The organism is Gemmatimonadota bacterium, assembly GCA_016704275.1.
Classification (GTDB): Bacteria; Gemmatimonadota; Gemmatimonadetes; order Gemmatimonadales; family GWC2-71-9; genus Palsa-1233.
Window position 1 is genome coordinate 163,238 of sequence record JADJAK010000001.1, and the last position, 17,644, is coordinate 180,881.

The 17,644-nt window shown below is 66.7% G+C and carries 18 protein-coding genes; 12 read left to right on the forward strand and 6 right to left on the reverse strand.

Annotated elements, in window-relative coordinates:
- Nucleotides 1–15 precede the first annotated feature (15 nt).
- From IPG05_00800 to IPG05_00830, 7 genes are all read left to right on the forward strand, one after another.
- On the forward strand, nt 16–546 hold the full coding sequence (locus IPG05_00800; GenBank protein MBK6493638.1) for a DinB family protein: 531 nt from the start codon (nt 16–18) through the stop codon (nt 544–546).
- 31 nt (nt 547–577) lie between these two features.
- Nucleotides 578–1,876: a YfcC family protein gene (locus IPG05_00805; protein ID MBK6493639.1), complete on the forward strand. Its 1,299-nt coding sequence runs from the start codon at nt 578–580 to the stop codon at nt 1,874–1,876.
- 94 nt (nt 1,877–1,970) lie between these two features.
- A complete protein-coding gene (locus IPG05_00810) occupies nt 1,971–3,041 on the forward strand; it encodes a Rieske 2Fe-2S domain-containing protein (GenBank protein ID MBK6493640.1) in 1,071 nt (356 codons plus the stop codon).
- Nucleotides 3,038–3,670, forward strand: a complete 633-nt coding sequence (locus tag IPG05_00815) for a peptidylprolyl isomerase (GenBank protein ID MBK6493641.1) — start codon at nt 3,038–3,040, stop codon at nt 3,668–3,670. The genes IPG05_00810 and IPG05_00815 overlap by 4 nt, the downstream gene beginning before the upstream one ends.
- A gap of 536 nt (nt 3,671–4,206) precedes the next feature.
- On the forward strand, nt 4,207–5,277 hold the full coding sequence (locus IPG05_00820) for a hypothetical protein (protein MBK6493642.1): 1,071 nt from the start codon (nt 4,207–4,209) through the stop codon (nt 5,275–5,277).
- Between the two features lie 82 nt (nt 5,278–5,359).
- Nucleotides 5,360–6,034 (forward strand): DsbA family protein, encoded by a 675-nt coding sequence (locus tag IPG05_00825; GenBank protein ID MBK6493643.1) that lies wholly within the window; start codon nt 5,360–5,362, stop codon nt 6,032–6,034.
- Between the two features lie 128 nt (nt 6,035–6,162).
- Nucleotides 6,163–6,339: a hypothetical protein gene (locus IPG05_00830; GenBank protein MBK6493644.1), complete on the forward strand. Its 177-nt coding sequence runs from the start codon at nt 6,163–6,165 to the stop codon at nt 6,337–6,339.
- On the opposite strand, the gene rho is transcribed toward IPG05_00830, so the two are convergent.
- The 4 genes from rho to IPG05_00850 all read right to left on the reverse strand — a co-directional run bounded on the left by rho (nt 6,336) and on the right by IPG05_00850 (nt 11,043).
- Nucleotides 6,336–7,607: a transcription termination factor Rho gene (rho, locus tag IPG05_00835; protein ID MBK6493645.1), complete on the reverse strand. Its 1,272-nt coding sequence runs from the start codon at nt 7,605–7,607 to the stop codon at nt 6,336–6,338. The two genes, IPG05_00830 and rho, sit on opposite strands and share 4 nt — an antisense overlap.
- Nucleotides 7,604–8,170 (reverse strand): ankyrin repeat domain-containing protein, encoded by a 567-nt coding sequence (locus IPG05_00840; GenBank protein MBK6493646.1) that lies wholly within the window; start codon nt 8,168–8,170, stop codon nt 7,604–7,606. Before IPG05_00840 ends, rho begins: the two co-directional genes overlap by 4 nt.
- Before the next feature lie 96 nt (nt 8,171–8,266).
- Nucleotides 8,267–9,664, reverse strand: coding sequence for a tryptophanase (locus IPG05_00845; GenBank protein MBK6493647.1), 1,398 nt, complete (start codon nt 9,662–9,664; stop codon nt 8,267–8,269).
- Complete coding sequence (locus IPG05_00850) at nt 9,661–11,043, reverse strand: amino acid permease (protein ID MBK6493648.1); 1,383 nt, start codon at nt 11,041–11,043, stop codon at nt 9,661–9,663. The genes IPG05_00845 and IPG05_00850 overlap by 4 nt, the downstream gene beginning before the upstream one ends.
- A 112-nt stretch (nt 11,044–11,155) precedes the next feature.
- On the opposite strand from IPG05_00850, the gene IPG05_00855 reads away from it, so the two are divergent.
- Genes IPG05_00855 through rsgA form a run of 3 tightly spaced genes read left to right on the forward strand, consistent with a single transcriptional unit; the run spans nt 11,156 to nt 13,307 of the window.
- Nucleotides 11,156–12,088, forward strand: coding sequence for a proline dehydrogenase family protein (locus IPG05_00855; protein MBK6493649.1), 933 nt, complete (start codon nt 11,156–11,158; stop codon nt 12,086–12,088).
- Nucleotides 12,085–12,402: a hypothetical protein gene (locus IPG05_00860; GenBank protein ID MBK6493650.1), complete on the forward strand. Its 318-nt coding sequence runs from the start codon at nt 12,085–12,087 to the stop codon at nt 12,400–12,402. The genes IPG05_00855 and IPG05_00860 overlap by 4 nt, the downstream gene beginning before the upstream one ends.
- The gene (gene rsgA, locus IPG05_00865) at nt 12,399–13,307 is read left to right on the forward strand and encodes a ribosome small subunit-dependent GTPase A (GenBank protein ID MBK6493651.1); all 909 of its coding nucleotides are present in this window, start codon (nt 12,399–12,401) and stop codon (nt 13,305–13,307) included. The genes IPG05_00860 and rsgA overlap by 4 nt, the downstream gene beginning before the upstream one ends.
- A gap of 3 nt (nt 13,308–13,310) precedes the next feature.
- Here the strand turns inward: rsgA and IPG05_00870 are convergent, their stop codons facing one another.
- Together IPG05_00870 and IPG05_00875 are read right to left on the reverse strand one after the other, a co-directional pair.
- Complete coding sequence (locus IPG05_00870) at nt 13,311–14,636, reverse strand: hypothetical protein (protein MBK6493652.1); 1,326 nt, start codon at nt 14,634–14,636, stop codon at nt 13,311–13,313.
- Nucleotides 14,633–14,968, reverse strand: coding sequence for a nucleotide pyrophosphohydrolase (locus IPG05_00875; GenBank protein ID MBK6493653.1), 336 nt, complete (start codon nt 14,966–14,968; stop codon nt 14,633–14,635). The genes IPG05_00870 and IPG05_00875 overlap by 4 nt, the downstream gene beginning before the upstream one ends.
- A gap of 216 nt (nt 14,969–15,184) precedes the next feature.
- On the opposite strand from IPG05_00875, the gene IPG05_00880 reads away from it, so the two are divergent.
- Nucleotides 15,185–15,433, forward strand: a complete 249-nt coding sequence (locus IPG05_00880) for a hypothetical protein (protein ID MBK6493654.1) — start codon at nt 15,185–15,187, stop codon at nt 15,431–15,433.
- Nucleotides 15,434–15,457: 24 nt separating this feature from the next.
- The gene (locus tag IPG05_00885; GenBank protein MBK6493655.1) at nt 15,458–17,575 is read left to right on the forward strand and encodes a dehydrogenase E1 component subunit alpha/beta; all 2,118 of its coding nucleotides are present in this window, start codon (nt 15,458–15,460) and stop codon (nt 17,573–17,575) included.
- Nucleotides 17,576–17,644: the final 69 nt, after the last annotated feature.

The window sequence follows — 17,644 nt, forward strand, 5'->3', positions numbered from 1 at the left end:
CTCAGGAGTATCCCCATGTTGAAGCGTCTGATCGCACCCCTCGCCTTGCTGGCGATGCTGGCGACGCCCGTCGTCGCGCAGGACAAGATGAACCACACCGAGCCGCCCAGTGACCTGATGCCGTTGCTCCATCAGTATCTCGATTGGTTCGTGAAGGGCGCCGAGCAGATGCCGGAAGCGAACTACAGCTTCAAGCCGACGCCGGAAATCCGCTCCTTCGGCGAGTTGGTCGGGCACATGGCCAACAGCAACTTCATGATCTGCGCCGGCATTCGCGGCGAAAAGAGCCCCAGCACGACCGACTTCGAGAAGGTGACCGGCAAGGCGGCCCTGGTGAAGGGTGTGAAGGATGCGCTGACCTACTGCCACACGGTCCAGGTCTGGGCCAATGCGCACGGGCACGATCAGGTCGACCTCTTCGGGATGAAGGGGAGCGTGACGTGGGCGCTCGCGTTCAACATCGCCCACAACGCCGAACACTACGGCAACATGGTGACGTACATGCGAATGAAGGGGATGACCCCGCCGTCAAGCCAGGGGAACTGAGCTGGCTTCGCTGCGACTGCCCCATCCGCTGGTGCTGATGCTGGGGGGCGTGGCCATCGCGGCCGCGCTCACCTGGCTGGTGCCGGCCGGCGAGTATGAACGGGTGGTGGACGCTGCCACCGGGCGCACCATCGCCGTCGCCGGCACCTACCACGCGGTGCCTGACGCGCCAGTCGGGCCCTTCGCCGCCGTGATGGCGGTGCCTCGCGGCATCGCCGAGGGGATCGAGGTGATCCTCACCATCTTCCTCGTCGGCGGGGCCTGGTACCTGGTCGACAAGATCGGGACCCTCGGGCGCGCGGTGAACGCCCTCGCCTCGCGCTTTCGTGAAGGAAGCCTCCTCGCCCTCCCCCTCCTGATTCTCTTCTTCTCGATGATGGGTGCCGCCGAGAACATGCAGGAGGAGATCATCGCGCTGATCCCGGTGCTGCTCGTGCTCGGGAGTCGACTCGGCGTCGACGCCGTCACGACGGTCGCGGCGAGTGCCGGTGCGGCGATGATCGGCAGTGCCTTCGGCCCGACCAATCCGTTCCAGGCGGGCATCGCGATGAAGCTCGCCGAGCTGCCGACCCTCTCCGGCGGCGCACTGCGCACGGCGATGTGGCTCGCGGGGACGGCGCTCTGGGCCGCCTGGACGCTGCGGTGGGCCTCGCAGCACCGCGTGCCGGTGGCGAGCGAGCAGGTCAGCCACGCGCCGCTGAGCGCGCGCGACGGGCTGATTCTCGCCTGCGTCACGGTGCCGCTCGCGATCTACATCTACGGCGCCCTCAAGCTCGACTGGGGCTTCAACGAGCTTTCCGCGGCGTACTTCATCGGCGCCATCCTCGCCGGGGTGATCGCCCGCCTCAAGCTCGATGACACCATCATCAGCTACCTCGAGGGGATGCAGTTGCTGCTCCCCGCCGCCCTCCTCGTCGGCGTCGCCCGAAGCATCACCCTCGTGCTGCAGGATGGGCACATCATCGACACCATCCTCTACAGCATGGCCACGCCGCTCGCCAATGTCTCGACGACGGCCGCCGCCCTGCTGATGGTGCCGCTCCACGCGCTGCTGCACGTTCCCGTCTCGAGCGTGAGCGGGCAGGCCGCGCTGACGATGCCGATCATGGTGCCGCTCTCGGACCTGCTCGGCGTCTCGCGTCAGGCCACGGTCCTCGCCTATCAGGTCGGCGCCGGCCTTTGCGAGCTCCTGACGCCGACCAACGGGGCACTCATGGCCATCCTCCTCGCCGCCAAGGTCCCCTTCGGCGAGTGGCTCCGCTTCGCGACCCGGGGCTACGCGCTGATGCTGGTGATCGGCGTCGTCGGAATATTGGTGGCAGTGGGATGATCGATGATCGATGGTCGATGATCGATTTACCCGCGATGCAGTATCGATCATCGATGGTCGATCATCGATCATCGACTACTCCGAGTTCAACGCCATGACCTTCTCTTTCAATCGCGACATCCGCTTCGCCCAGACCCTCCCCTCCCGCCTCTACGTCGACCCGACGTATCTGGCGCTCGAGGAGGAGAAGATCTTCGGGCGCACCTGGCAGCTGGTCGGGCGGGTGGCCGACCTGGCCGAATCGGGGAGCTTCATCACCGCCCAGATCGGTGACGAGGCGATCGTCATCGTGCAGGACCGGGGCACGCTGCGCGGCTTCCACAACATCTGCCTGCATCGGGCGGGCCCGGTGGCGTCGGGGTGCGGCACACGGCAGACGCTGCAGTGCCGCTATCACGGCTGGACCTACCGGCTCGATGGGACGCTGCTGCGCGCCCCCGAGATGGAGGGCACCGAGGGCTTCGACCCGGAGTCGATGCGGCTGCTGCCGGTGCAGGTGGCCACGTGGGGACCACTGGTCTTCGCGAACCTCGATCTCAAGGCGCCGCCGCTCGAGCATTTCCTGGAGGGGATCGGCGAGCGGACGGCGCGCTTCCATCCCGAGGCGATGCGCTTCGTGATGCAGAAGCGCTGGACCGTCGAGTGCAACTGGAAGGTGTACGTCGACAACTACCTCGAGGGATACCACCTCCCGGCGGTGCATCCCGGGCTCTACAAGGAGCTCGACTACGATGCCTATCGGGTCGAGCCGCACCGTTACTGGTCGCTGCAGCACGCGCCGCTCCGGGCCGGACATGGTCCGGAGCGCATCTACGTGCCCAATGGCGAGGGCGACGACGCCCAGTACTACTGGTGCTTCCCCAACGTGATGCTCAACATCTACCAGGGGCAGATGCAGACGAACGTGGTGCTCCCCTGTGGGCCCGACCGCTGCGAGGTCGTCTTCGAGTGGTATGCCGTCGATCCGCCGGCCGATGCGGCCACCGACCCGAAATGGACCTCGCTGATCGCCTTCAGCGACGAGATCCAGGACGAAGACATTGAAATTTGCGAACGGGTCCAGCAAAATCTCCGCTCGCGCGTGTATGACCGCGGCCGCTATTCCGCCCTGCGCGAGAACGGCGTCCACCACTTCCATGCCTTGCTGCACGAGTTCCTGACATGAGCCGACTGACCCGCTCGACCGTTGCCCTCGCCGCCCTCGTTGTCGCCTCGACCGGCTGCGCCCGGCAGGGCGCCATCAGTCCCGATCCGGCCGCCCCCGATTCCTTCGACGTGGCGATGGAGACGAGTGTCGGCACGATCACGCTGCGTAGCCGCCGTGCCTGGGCGCCGCACGGCGTCGACCGCTTCCATCGGTTGGTGAGCGAGGGCTTCTACAACGACGTCCGATTCTTCCGGGTGGTACCCGGCTTCATCATCCAGTTCGGCCTCTCGGGCGACCCGAAGGCCACTGCCAAGTGGGAAGCCGCTCCGATCGTCGACGACACCGTCAAGGTCACCAACAAGCGCGGCACGGTGGTCTTTGCCCGCGCCGGCCAGAACAGCCGGACCTCGCAGCTCTTCTTCAACACCGTCGACAACGGCCTGATGCTCGATGCGGCCGACGGCTTCGGCTTCCCGCCGTTCGCCGAGATCACCAGTGGCGTCGAGGTGCTGGACAAGATCTTCCAGGGGTACGGCGAGGCCCCTGACCAGGGGAGGATCATGAGTGCGGGGAATGCCTACCTGCAGGAGAACTTTCCGAAGCTCGACTACATCAAGTCGGCCAAGGTCACCAGCCACTGGCCGTAGGGGAGGGAGGGGTGTCGGGATGGCCTGGTTCGGCGAAGAGTGCTAAGCACTCGCCCGGTACTTGCGGTTTTTTTTTCTCGCAGGTAACTCTTTAGAGGCGTTGTGACGGGCTAGTCGCGTGCGGGCGTCGATGATCGCTCCGATCCGCTCCCGTTTCAGTGTCGTCCTTTCTCTCCCCATCCTGCGAGGCACCAGATGCTGTCCCAACTTCTTCGGGTTACCCGCGTGGTTTCCGTGGTCGCGATACTGGTGGTCGCCGCTAACCGTCAGGTCGTCGGAGCGCTGTCTGCGACCGAGTCGGAGTCCAAGTGTGTCAGTGGCGGAACGGATTCTTGCATGGAGAATTCAAGCCCGATCCTTGTCAACCCCAATAGCCACTGTACTGTCAAGGACGCCTGCGCAACCTGCCACTCTTCCACCGGAACTTGCTGGAGCAAGTCCAACTACGTTGAGATTCCGGTCGGCCAGTGAGCGAAGGCCGACGAACCCCGAAGAGTGGGGCTCTCGCCGTGGAACCAGTGCCTCGCCTCCACCCAGTGATTGCGGTGGTATTTGCGGCGCTGTCCATCGCCTGTGGAACGCCCCCGGCTGATTCGAGCCAACTCGCTTATCTCCGCGAGGGTGTTCCCGCTGAGGACAGTCTCCGAAGTGAGCAAATAGGTCCCACCGATCTCATCGCCAGCGCGTGGATGATCGGGGGAAACGAACGCATCATTGTCATCTCGGACCTCAAGCCGCCCTATCTGCACGTGCTTGATGCAAGCACAGGACGGCACATCAAGTCCCTCGGAGCCCATGGCGAGGGTCCGGGGGACTTTTCTGATGCGCCGTCCTTGATGCGGGCCAGCTTCGCCGGCGATACCCTATGGATGCTGGACGGGCCCCGGAGGCGAGTTACTGGATTTGCACTCGCAGCGCTTGCTTCGGACACTATCGCTCCACGTGCTGCCACTGTCCAGATCGACAGTGTACTCCCGTACACCGCTGACGGACCAAGTAGTACAGGGTTGATTGTGGCGATGGCGCAAGATCGCAAGGACGGACTGTTCCCGCTACGAATCCATAGGGGTGGGCAGAAGACTGATGTAGGGCGCCCCAGAGAATTCGCAGACAGTCGTTTGACGCCGCGATACATGGGAAACGCCTACCTAGGTCGTCTGTGCTACTCCCCCGATCGTCGCGTGACCGTGCAGACATTCACTTTCGCAGGAAGGATCGATCTTCTCGATTCGATCGGTACGATGGTGGGCAGTATGGAGGTGCCGTATCCGTTTCGTCCGGACCCGTACATGGATACGACGAGTGGGAAGCAGATTGATTTCAACCCAATCCTTCCGCGGGTCCGTTGGGGATACTATGACTGTGCGGTAACGGACGGATTTCTGTACGCGCTCTATGACGGGCGACTGAACGGTGCGAATCCACCCAACCCGGTGCCCCGATCCGAAGTCCACATCTTCGACTGGACTGGTCGTCGAGTCCGCACAGTGGTACTGGACCATTCGACCACCGGGATCAGCGTGCCTCCGGGCGACAGCGTGCTTTACTCGTTTGCGGAGGACTCGGGTCGCTTTGCGGTCCGCCGAACTCGCCTCCGACAAAGGTAGCCCCCCCAAGGCCTGGTGGGGCGATCGCCTATCACCCTCTCGGAGGTATTGATTGGAGCACCGAACTGAGCTTGCCGTTACGGTGGGACTGGCCGTGGTGGCCCTGGCTGTCGTTTTCCGCGGCTCCGGCGACACCCAACCGCCAGTCGTTCGACCTACCTCGAACGCAGACGATGCGAGGTTGTCCGAGGGTGGGCGGAACAGCGACCTCCCGGATGAAGCGACCTTGGCGGAATGGTACTCGATCGGTCATTTGATCGGCCCGGAGAGCGCGCCGATTCGGATTGTCGAGTTTGGGACCTTCACCTGCACGTTTTGCCGCACATTCGCTGCATCGATTGACACTATCCAACGCCGATACCCCGGCCTCGTGTCGGTCAGGTGGTTGCACTATTCGCTTCCAGATTCAGTTAAGTCGGGGAGCACAGACTTCCTGGCGGAGGCCTCCGAGTGCATGCCTGGAAGTTTGGAATTTGAGCAATTCTACCGCATCGTTCTCCTTGAGGGTCGACCCCTGGACTCCCGTGGCGCGCTCTTGGTCGCTGCGCCCAAACTCGGGGTGCGGGATCCGCTTCGCCTCATGGCCTGCCTTGATTCGGAGTCGAGCCGGGCCCGGCTCGACCAGCACACCCGCGCAACGGCGTGGATCGGCCCCGTCGGCACTCCCGCCTGGTACCTCAACGGACGCCTTTTCGTCGGTGCCGTTTCGACGTTCCAGCTTGACAGCCTCGTTCGCCGCGAGCTGCGGAGGGAGTAGGAATAATCGGGGAGGGGGGGCGGCGGGCGGGAGATATCGCCACCGCCACCGTTGCGCCCCCCGGCCCCACCCCGCTAGACCTTCAGTGCCGCCCAGTGGCTGGGCGGCACCACCACCGCGAGGGAACGATGAAGGACAAGCAGCTCGACAAGCTCGTCAAGAAGGTGACCGGCGTGGCGCGGACCGAGAAGGACAAGAACAAGCGCTTCGTGGACCCCACCCTGGAGGCCACGAAGCGCCCGGAAGAAGCGGCCGATTCCGACCGCCAGTTCCTCTTCAAGGAAATGAAGAAGCGGGAGTTCTAGATCCCCCGCTGCAACAGCTCGCGGACCACCTCGATCTGCTTGTTCGTCGGGAGGTCGGCGGTCGCCTGACGCAGCGCGTGGGCGCGCTCCAGTGACTTCGGATCGAGCAGCAGCTCTTCGCGGCGCGTCCCGCTCGCGGCCACATCGATCGCCGGAAAGATCCGCCGTTCCGCCAGTTCGCGGCTGAGCACGATCTCGGCGTTGCCCGTCCCCTTGAACTCCTCGAAGATCACTTCATCGGCCTTCGACCCGGTGTCGATCAGCGCCGTGGCGATGATCGTCAGCGATCCCTTGCCCACGCGCGGGTCCACCGCGCGCGCACTGCCGAAGAAGCGCTTCGGGCGCTCCATCGCCTCGGCCCCGATGCCACCCGACAACGTCCGACCCGACCCACGGTCGATGTTGTTGTACGCGCGCGCGAGCCGCGTGAGCGAATCGAGGATGATCACCACGTCCTCGCCCAGTTCCACCCGCCGCCGCGCCCGCTCCAGCGTCATCTCGGCGACCGCGACGTGGCGCGCGGCACCGTGGTCGAACGACGAGGCGATCACCTCGCCGGCGTTCGCCATCTCCATCTCGGTCACTTCCTCCGGCCGTTCGTCGGCCAGGAGGATGTACACGGTGGCGTCCGGCTGATTGGTGATGATGCCGCGCGCGATCGCGGTCAGCAGCGTCGTCTTGCCGGCCTTCGCCGGCGCGACCACCAGGGCGCGCTGGCCCTTGCCGAGCGGGCACAGGAGGTCGACCATCGCGGCGGTGATGTCGGCACCGCGGCCGACAGGGCCGAGCGCGGAAAGGCGGAGCCGCTCCTTCGGATGCGAGGCGGTCAGCCGGTTGAAATCGGGCCGGCTCAGGCACTCCGCCGGGTCGCGGCCGAAGAGCGAGGCGACCTTCTCGAGGGCTGGTCCCTTCCCGTTCCGCTGGGCGATTGCATCGCCGGCGATTTCATCGCCCGGCCGCAGCTTGTGCTTGGCGATCAGCGATTGCGGGACAAAGACATCCTGCCCGGTCGGGAGGTAGCTCGATGCCCGCGAGCGGAGGAAGCCGCCACCCCGCTCGGTCAGTTCGAGGACACCCTCGACCTGCCGCGTCCCGCTCCCGCCGACGGGTGCTTCCTCGAGCGCCGTACCGCCCTCGCCCTCACCCGGTCCCTCAAGCCGCGGCGCGCCGCCCCCGCTGCCACCTGGCCGACGCCCCCGCCCACGTCCACCCCGTCGCCGCGGCTTGCCACCCTGCCCACCCCCATTGCCCCCGCGCGGATCGCTCACGAGGCACTCCGGCCGAGGGCTGCGCGCACCAGCGCGGCTCCGTCATCAAAGCCGTTCCCCTCGGCAATCGCCAGCGGGGTGTAGCCGGCGCACTCGAGCGTCGGGTCGGCGCCGGCGTCGAGCAGGAGCGCAACGAGGGGAAGTCGCTTGGCAGCGAGCGCAGCGTGGAGCGGGGTGTTGGTCATCGCATTCTGGGAAAGGGGGTGAAGACTGGCGCCGTGCGCCAGCAGGATCGTCGCGGCGCGCGGGGCACCGAAGAAGGCAGCAAGGTGTAGCGGGGTCCAGCCATCGACCGAGTAGGTATCGGCCAGCGTTGCGTCGTCGTCCAGCAGCGCCTCGAGCCGTGCCACATCGTCAACAGCCGCCGCCTCGTGGATGCTGCGTGGCCAGGATTGACCCGTCAGCCAGCACGCCACCTCGCCCGCGCGATGGTACAGCGCAGCCAGGAGGGGCGTTTCACCAGTGGGGGCCCGCTGCGAGAGCAGGGCGGGGTCGGCCTGAACGAGCGAGCGAACCTGCTCGAGGTCGTTCCGCCGACAGGCATCGAACAACGTGTCGGTCACGTACCCTGGGGGTGTGGGCGGCGGGAGGCGCGCCCTCGGGCGCAGCCAGCCCGACAAATCACGCACCAGCGCCGCGATTTCGCCAGTCCCCGCCAGCTACTCCGCGAAGATGCTCCCGTGGGCCGGGGCCAACCGGGCCGAGAAATGCCGCAGGGCGGGCGGTTGGGAAGTGATGCGCATCCCCCGGATCCGGTCCCGGCGCTCCCCGACGTAGCTCAGCACCTCGGCCAGGTAGTCCACGTGGCTCTGGGTGTAGACGCGCCGTGGGAAGGCCAGCCGCACAAGCTCCATCGCCGACGGCTGCTCGGTCCCGTCCGGTTGCTGGCCGAACATCACCGAGCCGATCTCGACGGACCGGATACCGCCGACCAGATAGAGCACGCAGGAGAGCGCCCACGCCGGGTACTCGGTTTGCGGAATGTGCGGCAGCATCGCCTTGGCATCGATGTAGAGCGCGTGGCCGCCCGGCGGCGTCACCATCGGGATCCCCGCCGCCGTCATCCGATCGGCGAGGTACGCCACCGACCGCACGCGATAGCGGAGATAGTCCTCGTTGAGCGCCTCGTCGAGGCCGATCGCGATCGCCTCGAGGTCGTACCCCGCGAGCCCGCCATAGGTGGGGAACCCCTCGGTCAGGATCAGGTTGTCCCGGCAGCGGCGCGCGAGGTCGTCGTCGTTCACGGCCAGGAAGCCGCCGATGTTCGCCATGCCATCCTTCTTGGCACTCATCGTCGCGCCGTCGACCTCGGCGAACATCGCCTGCGCAATCTGCGTCGGCGTCTCGTGCTCGTGGCCCGGCTCACGCTCCTTGATGAACCAGGCGTTCTCGGCGAAGCGACAGGCGTCGAGGAAGAGCGGCACGCCATGGCGATTGCAGGTGGCGCGCACGGCGCGGAGGTTCTCGAGCGACGCGGGCTGGCCACCGCCGGAATTGTTCGTGACCGTGTACATCACCAGCGGGACCTTCCCCGCCTGCTCCGTCAGCACCCGGTCGAGCGCCTCGACATCCATGTTCCCCTTGAAGGGGTGCCACACCGACGGCTGTCGTCCCTCGGCGATCGGCAGGTCGAGTGCCGTGGCACCGCGCGCCTCGATGTTGGCGCGCGTCGTGTCGAAGTGGGTGTTGTTCGGCACGATCTGCCCGGCGTGCACCACCGTGCCGAAGAGGATCCGCTCGGCGGCGCGCCCCTGGTGGGTCGGGATCACATGTCGCAATCCGGTGATCCGCTGCACCGCGGCCTCGAAGCGATAGAACGAGTCGGCGCCCGCGTACGACTCGTCGCCGATCATCATCCCGGCCCACTGCCGCGACGACATCGCGCCGGTGCCGGAATCGGTGAGCAGGTCGATCAGCACGTCGCGCGCGCGCAGCAGGAAGAGATTGTGGTGCGCGGCATCCAGCGCCACGCGCCGTTCCTCCGCCGTGGTCTGGCGAATCGGTTCGACGCTCTTGATGCGGAACGGTTCGATGATGGTGCGGGGTGCGAAGGTCATGTGGTGGCGGCGCGCTGGCGCCAGTAGAGGAAGACGGGGATGCCGAGCAGCAGCAAACCGCCGCCGCGGAGGGCATTGCCCGGATTGGAGGCCAGGGAACCGAGCACCACATACGCCGCGGCGGCGACGAAGGCCAACGTGGTCCACGGATGCAGCGGCACGAGGAATGGCACGACCCGATCGCCGTCGGCGCGGCGCAGCGCAAAGAGCGTCGCCGCGGTCAGACCGAAGAAGATCCAGTCGGCGAAGACGACATAGTCGAGCAGTGCGCCGTACGTTCCCGAGAAGAGCAGGAGGATTGCCCAGGCGCCCTGCACCACGATCGCGGCCACCGGCGTGCGCCAGGTCGGATGCAGCGTCGCGAACGACTTGAAGAAGAGCCCATCGCGCGCCATCGCCTGGTAGACCCGCGGCGAGACGAGAATCACCAGATTCAGGAAGCCGAACGTCGACGCCACGATCCCTGCGGCGATCAGCCGACGTCCGCTCTCGCCCGCGATCCCCGCCATCGTTTCGGCCGCGGGCGCGTGGCTCGCGGCCAATCCGGCCGGCCCCAGCACGCGCAGGTACGCCACGTTCACCAGCAGATATGCCACCACCACGCCGATCACGCCGAGGATCAGCGCACGCGGGAGATCGCGCTCCGGATCGCGCAGCTCCTCGGCGATGAAGTTGGTCTGCTGCCATCCGCCAAAGGCGAAGAGCACCGGCACCAGTGCCGCACCGACCTTGAGCAGCGTCGACCCCGCCTCGATCGGCGCCTCGGCCTGGTTCACCGCGGCCGGGGCCGAGAACGCCGCGATCACCAGCACCGCAATGGCCAGGAGCTTGAGCAGCGTGAAGACGTTCTGGGTCCACGCCGCCGGCTTGACGCCGATCACGTTGATGCCGGTCAGCAGGAGGATCGCCCCGGCCGCCAGCATCGGCTGCTGCCCGGCGGGGAGGCCAAAGAGATCGGTGGCGTACCCGGCGAATGTCATCGCCACCGCCGCGATCGCCCCGGTCGCCATGATGAGCAGCAGGGCCCAGCCGTAGAGGAAGCCGGCGAGCGGCCCGAACGCCTCCCGCAGGTAGGCGTAGCCGCCGCCGGCGAGCGGTCGGCGTCGCCCCAGCTCGGCGAAGACAAAGGCCCCCAGCAGCGCGATCACCGCGCCCAGCACCCAGACCAGGAGGGTGCCGTTGCGGCTGCCCATCCGGGAGGCGACCACCGACGGATTGAGGAAGATCCCCGAGCCGATGATGCCGCCGATGACCATCATGGTGGCGGAGAACAGCCCCAGGGTGCGGGCGTAGCCGACGGGTGGCGGGGTCGTCACGGTCGAGGGGGGCTCCCGGCGCGCAGGTGAATGTGAGGCGTGAGGGGTGAGGTGGGAGAGCATAGGAGCATCGCGGATTGGCGCCCCCGGCACAAGGCGACCCCCTCCGGCTACTTTTCCGCCGCTCGCGGTCGCTTCCGACCCCCCTGTACCCGATTCGAGGCCCGCCCCTGCAATGATGCGTTCCGGCCTGCTCTGGCTCTCCGAGCGGAAGTCCATCTTCAACTTCGTCCGCAGCAACGGGCTGGCGAAGAAGTTTGCCTCGCGATTCGTCGCCGGCGAGACCCTCGCCACCGGCGAAGCTGCCGCCAAGGAGCTCCAGGCCAAGGGGATCACCTCATCCCTCGATCTCCTCGGCGAGAGTGTCCATGCCGAGGCCGAGGCCAACGCTGCGCGCGACGCCTACATCGCCATTCTCCGCGGGATGAAGGCGGCCGGTCTCGAGGTGAATGCCTCGCTCAAGCCAACCCAGATGGGGCTCGACATCGACGAGGGCCTCGCGGTACGCAACATCACCGCCATCCTCGAGGTCGCCAAGGAGACCGGCGCCTTCGTCCGGATGGACATGGAAGGGTCGGCCTACACCCAGCGCACCATCGACTTCTACGAGAAGCAGGTCCCCGAGGCGCTCCGCAGCCACACCGGCCTGGTGATCCAGGCGGCGCTGCGTCGTTCCACCGAGGACATCGAGCACCTGATTCGCATCGGCGCGCGCGTCCGCCTCTGCAAGGGCGCCTACATGGAGCCGGCCGAGGTGGCCTACCCGGTCAAGGCCGACGTCGACGCGCATTATGTGCGGCTGATGCATCGCCTGCTGACGGACGGCAACTACCCCGGGATCGCCACGCATGACGAGGCGATGCTGACCGAGGCGAAGCGCTTCGTCGCCGAGAAGGGTATCGCCCGCGACCGCTTCGAGTTCCAGATGCTCTACGGCGTGCGGCGCGACCTGCAGGAACAGTTGGTGCGCGAGGGCTACCGGATCCGCGTCTACATCCCGTTCGGCACGCAGTGGTATCCGTACCTGATGCGCCGGCTCGCCGAGCGCCCCGCCAACATCGCGTTCATTCTCGGCAACGTCGTCAAGGAGGGGTTGGGGCGCTCGTGACGGAGTTCACCCTCTGGGGCTACATGGCCGCGCACGATCGCGCGGCGGCGTTCACCGGCAGCGACGAACGCGCCTATTCGGTGGCCCTCTGGGTGGACGATGATCCCGACGCACGCGGCCGCTTTGGCGGCGCCCTGCTCTTTGTCCGCTGGGCACCCGGTGGCGACGCGCCCGACGGCCACCTGGAGTCCGACTACCTCGTCTGGGGCGACACCCCCGACGACGCCCGCACCCGCCTTGGTGCCCTCTCCCTGTACGATGTGAAGGCCACCCTGGACGAACTCATCGCCGCCGGCCGGCCGGAAGAATTTTGACTGCGCCGGTCGGGACCGTCCTCGCCCGGGAAGGTGGCAGCTATCGTCTCCTCCTCGATGGCCGCGAATACGTCGCCATCCTCCGCGGCAAGGCGAAGCGCGCCGAGGATCGGGCCATCGCCGGTGACATCGTCACGATCGACCCGGCCACGCTCACCGAAGAGACGCTCGCGATCACTGGCGTCGAGCCGCGGCGCTCGTTGCTTGCGCGTCGCGTGCCGGATGGACGCGGGACGCGGCCGGTCGCGGCGAACGTCGATCAAGTGGTCGTGGTCATCGCCGCCGCCGACCCCGATCCGATTCCGCAGTTGATGGATCGCCTGCTGGTGGTGGCCGAGGCCAATGAGATCCCCTGCTGGGTCGTCGTCAACAAGACCGATCTCGGATCGGCTGCCCCGATCGAGGCGCACCTGCGGGCGTCGGGCTATCGTGTGCTGCCCACGGCGGCGCGCGCCGGCGAAGGGGTGGAAGCACTGCGCACGGCGCTCTTCGGCGCGACCTCGGTGCTTACCGGGCCCAGTGGTGCAGGGAAGTCGTCGTTGCTGAATGCCCTTGAGCCGGGGCTCGGCCTGCGCGTCGGGGCCGTCTCGGCCAAGGTCGGTCGCGGGACCCACACCACCGTCACGGCAACGATGATCCCGATGGCCGGGGGCGGCTTCGTGGTCGACACGCCGGGCTTCAGTGAAGTGGGAGTGTGGGACCTGGCGCGCGGGGAACTCGATTCCTGCTTTCCGGAGTTCCGCGAGTTCGTTGGCAGCTGCAAGTACGGCGATTGCCTCCATCGCATCGAACCCGGCTGCGCCATCCGTGCCGCCGTGGCGCGCGGCGACATTCCTGCCGCCCGCCACGATTCCTACCTCGCCATCCTTGCCGAACTCGAGGGACTCCCCGAGTCCTGGGAGTAGCAGCTACTTCGGCGGGAGCGCCGCGCCGCGGCGGCAGTTGTCGACGCCATCCAGCCCCGCCTCCGAACAGAGTACCTCGCGCCGCGGCACATCAGTCGGATACAGCACGACGATCTGCTCCCCCACCGCGACGAAGCACTGCTCCCGGTTCTTCCCCGGGGGCACATCCTGGCAGAAGGCGATGCCATCCGCCGGCTTCGCCGTGACGTCGATGTAATTCTTGACCACGCCGACGAAGCAATACGGCTGGTAGGCCGGGTCGCCATTGGTGCAGTATTCGATCGCCTTGTCGTTGTTCTGCACGGACATGCCGCTCGCATTGGTGCCGAGGCTCTGATAGCAGAGCGGACGCCACTGCGTGCCAACCTTGTCGCACGCGGCGGTCGCGAGCCCGAAGCGCCCGCCGGTGCTGGCCAGGATGATGCCGCCCTGCAGCTGATAGCAGGCGCTGCGGTACTTCGGCTCGGTCGCCGAGCAGGGATAGAGCGCGTCGGTGGAATCGCGCATCTTGAAGGTGATCGCGCCAAGCGCCGGGGCGTGGTTCATCCCCGCCATCCCGCCATGGGCCGAGTGGTCCGCCGCGGCGTTCGCTGCACTCGACTTCTCCAGCGCACGCACCGAGACGTGGTGGCCACCGGCCATCGACGCGATGGCGTTCTCCATGAAGGCTCCGCCGTAGCACGCCTCGCGGTCCCAGCCATTCGCCAACCAGTCGCAGCGGGTCAGCGCCGCCGGCAAGTCCCAGTTGAGCGCCATCTCGAAGCCGTGCCCGAGGCCGTGGACGCACTGGAAGCGAAGCCAGAGCTCCTTCACGTCCGACGCCACGGCGTCACACAACGTCACCGCGCGCGTCGAGTCGAGTGTCCCCTCGGCCGTCAGGTAGGACTGGATGACGCCGTGATAGCAGCCGGATTGATAGAGGCCGTTGCAGCCGCGGAAGACGGTCGACACGTCGTCGCCCGGCTTCCACGCGCGAATGCCGATCACGTGCGTGTAGCCGTGTCCCTCGCGTTCGACATCCTCATGCGCCTTCCCGAGTTGCGCGAGCGCGCCCAGCGCCATGCCGGTGCGGCCATTGGCCGCCAGCCCGACGAAGAAGTCTTCCAGGCAGGTGCGGCGCACTTCCGTCGAATCCGATCGGCACTGCCGATGGGCGAGCGTTGCGAGGCCGGCACTGTCGCCGCGGGTCGCAAGGGTGTCGATGGTGGCGCTGAGCGCCGTCGGCGTCAACGGCGTCTGGGCGGCACAGGCCGCGCCCACGAGGCAGGTGACGACCGCGACCCCTACCGTCCACGCCGCTCGCTTCTCGCTTCTCGCTTCTCGCTTCACGCCGTCTGCTCCCCGTTGGTCTTCTTTGTCCACCGATCCGCATCCCGCGTCTCCACCTTCGCCATCATCGCGTCGAACGCCACCTGCAGATCGATCCCCTCGCGGTTCGCCATGCAGATCAGCACGAAGAGGATGTCGGCCATCTCCATGCCCATACTGCCCTCCGCCTCATCCCGCTTCTTGGTCTTCTGGCCGAAGCGGTGATTCACCTCGCGCGCCAGCTCACCCACCTCTTCGCTGAGGCGCGTCATGTTGGTCAGCGGATGGAAGTAGCCTTCCTCGAATTGGGCGATCCAGGCGTCAACCCGGCGCTGGGAATCGGTCAGGGACATGGATGGAGGGGGGTGAGGGAGGACGGCGAACAGCGAACGGCGGGAACGGAACGGTGAACGTGAACGGAACGGGAAACGTACCCGTGAGGATGCGAAACGCGTTGCGTCCCATCCCCCGTTCACCGTTCACCGTTCACCGGTCACTGGTCACTGGTCCCTCACCCCCACCTATACTTCCTCCCCAAACCAACCTGCCGCCCCAAACGGAGACCCTTGATGCGCTCTCGGGACCGAATTCTCAATAACCTCGATCAGATCTACCGCGAATCGTACGACCTCGCCAAGGGCGCCGAGGCGACCACCCGGATGGCCGACCTGGACAACGCCTACATGCGCGACCAGCTGATGCTCGAGATCCTCCTCGACATCCGTGACCTCTTCGCCGTGACCCCCGCCGCCCCGGCCTCCTCTGGGCAGACGGCGCTGGAGAAGCTGGCGGCGTTGAAGCGGCTGGCGGGGAGGTAGGCGGCGGGGCGATCTTTCCCCCCCATGGCTACTCGAACCCCTGCGCGCTCGCGGTCCGCCACCAAGCTCGACAAGGCCGACCTGCTTGAGTTCTACCGGTTGATGCTCCTCTCCCGGCGCCTCGACGACAAGGAAATCCAGCTCAAGCGCCAGAATCGGATCTTCTTCCAGATCTCCGGCGCCGGGCACGAAGCGGTCCTGGTGGCTGCGGCGAAGGTGTTCCGCGCCGCCCACGACTGGTTCTACCTCTACTACCGCGACCGCGCCTTCTGCCTCGGCCTCGGCATGACCGCCACCGAGCAGCTCCTCTCGGCCGTGGCGGCCGCGGAGGATCCGAACTCCGGTGGGCGCCAGATGCCGTCGCACTGGGGGCACAAGGAGCTCAACATCGTCTCGACCTCCTCGCCGACCGGGACCCAGTTCCTGCAGGCGGTGGGCGCGGCCGAGACGTGGCTGCGCGCGTCCGCCGATGAGCGGCTGAGCGAGCTGACCCGCGGCGACGAAGTGATCCTCTGCACCACCGGCGACGGCACCACCAGCGAGGGCGAGTTCTGGGAGGCGATGAACTCCGCCTGCAATCTCAAGCTGCCGGTGGTCTTCCTGGTCGAGGACAACGGCTATGCGATCTCCGTCCCGGTGCAGGTGCAGACCGCCGGCGGCTCGATCTCGAAGTTGCTGGGTTCCTTCCCGAACCTGCTGATCATTGAAGTCGATGGCTGCGATCCGGTGGCCTCCCACGAGGCGATGCAGCGGGCGCACGACTACTGCCGCCAGCGGAAGGGGCCGGCGCTTGTCCATGCCCACGTCATCCGCCCCTACTCGCACTCGCTCTCGGACGACGAGGTCCACTACCGGACCACCGCCGAGCGCGAGGCCGACGCCCTCCGCGATCCGGTGACGGTCTTCCCGCGGCAGTTGGTCGAGCAGGGCGTGGCGACGGAAGCGGAGTTGGCGCTGATTCAGCAGCAAATCGAGGAAGAGGTCACCATCGCGACCGACATCGCGCTGGCCGCGCCGCAGCCGGCGTTGAACACCATCTATGACTACGTCTATTCGCCCGACGTCGATCCGACCGCGGAGCAGTTCGACACCGAGGACGATCCGCAGACCAGCGGCGACCCGACCACGATGGTGGACCTGCTCAACAGCTGCCTCAAGGACGAGATGACCCGCGATCCGCGGATCGTCATCTTCGGTGAGGATGTCGCCGATGCCTCGAAGCCCGAGGCCTTGGGCGACGTGAAGGGGAAGGGCGGCGTCTTCAAGGTGACGTGGGGGCTGCAGAAGCTCTTCGGCTCGGACCGGGTCTACAACTCACCACTCGCCGAGGCCAACATCGTCGGCCGCGCGATCGGCCTGGCCACGCGCGGGATGAAGCCGGTGGTCGAGATCCAGTTCTTCGACTACATCTGGCCCGCCTACATGCAGATCCGCGACGAACTCGCGCTGATGCGCTGGCGCTCCAACAACGCCTTCGCGTCGCCCGTGGTCATCCGCGTGACGTATGGCGGCTATCTGAAGGGCGGGGCGGTGTACCACTCGCAGACCGGCGCGGCGATCTTCACCGGCGTCCCCGGCCTCCGCGTGATCTGCCCGAGCACCGCACTCGATGCCAATGGCCTCCTCCGGACGGCGATCCGTTGCGAAGATCCGGTGATCTTCCTCGAGCACAAGCACCTCTACCGCCAGGCCTACAACAAGGGCGCCTACCCGGGCCCGAACTTCATGATTCCGTTCGGCAAGGCGAACGTGGTCAAGGAAGGCAGCGACGCCACGCTGATCACCTACGGCGCCGTGGTCCAGCGCGCGGTGCAGGCCGCCAAGGACCTCGAGGAGGCCACCGGGCAGCGCGTCGAGGTGATCGACCTCCGCTCGCTCAATCCGGTCGACTGGGACACCATCGCCGCCTCGGTCAAGAAGACCTCGCGCGTGATCGTCGCCTACGAGGACTCGCTCTCGTGGGGCTATGGCTCGGAGATCGCCGCGAAGATCGCCGACGAGATGTTCGAGTGGCTCGATGCCCCGGTGCGCCGCATTGCCGCCACCGACACCTTCGTGGCCTACGCGCCGGAGCTCGAGGACGTGATTCTGCCACAGGTGGAGAGTCTGGGGAAGGCGATGCGGGAGATTCTGGCCTACTGAACAACGTCGTAGGTCGTAAGTCCTAAGTCGTAGGTCAAGAACGGTGAAGGCCGGCCTCCTCGTTGGGAT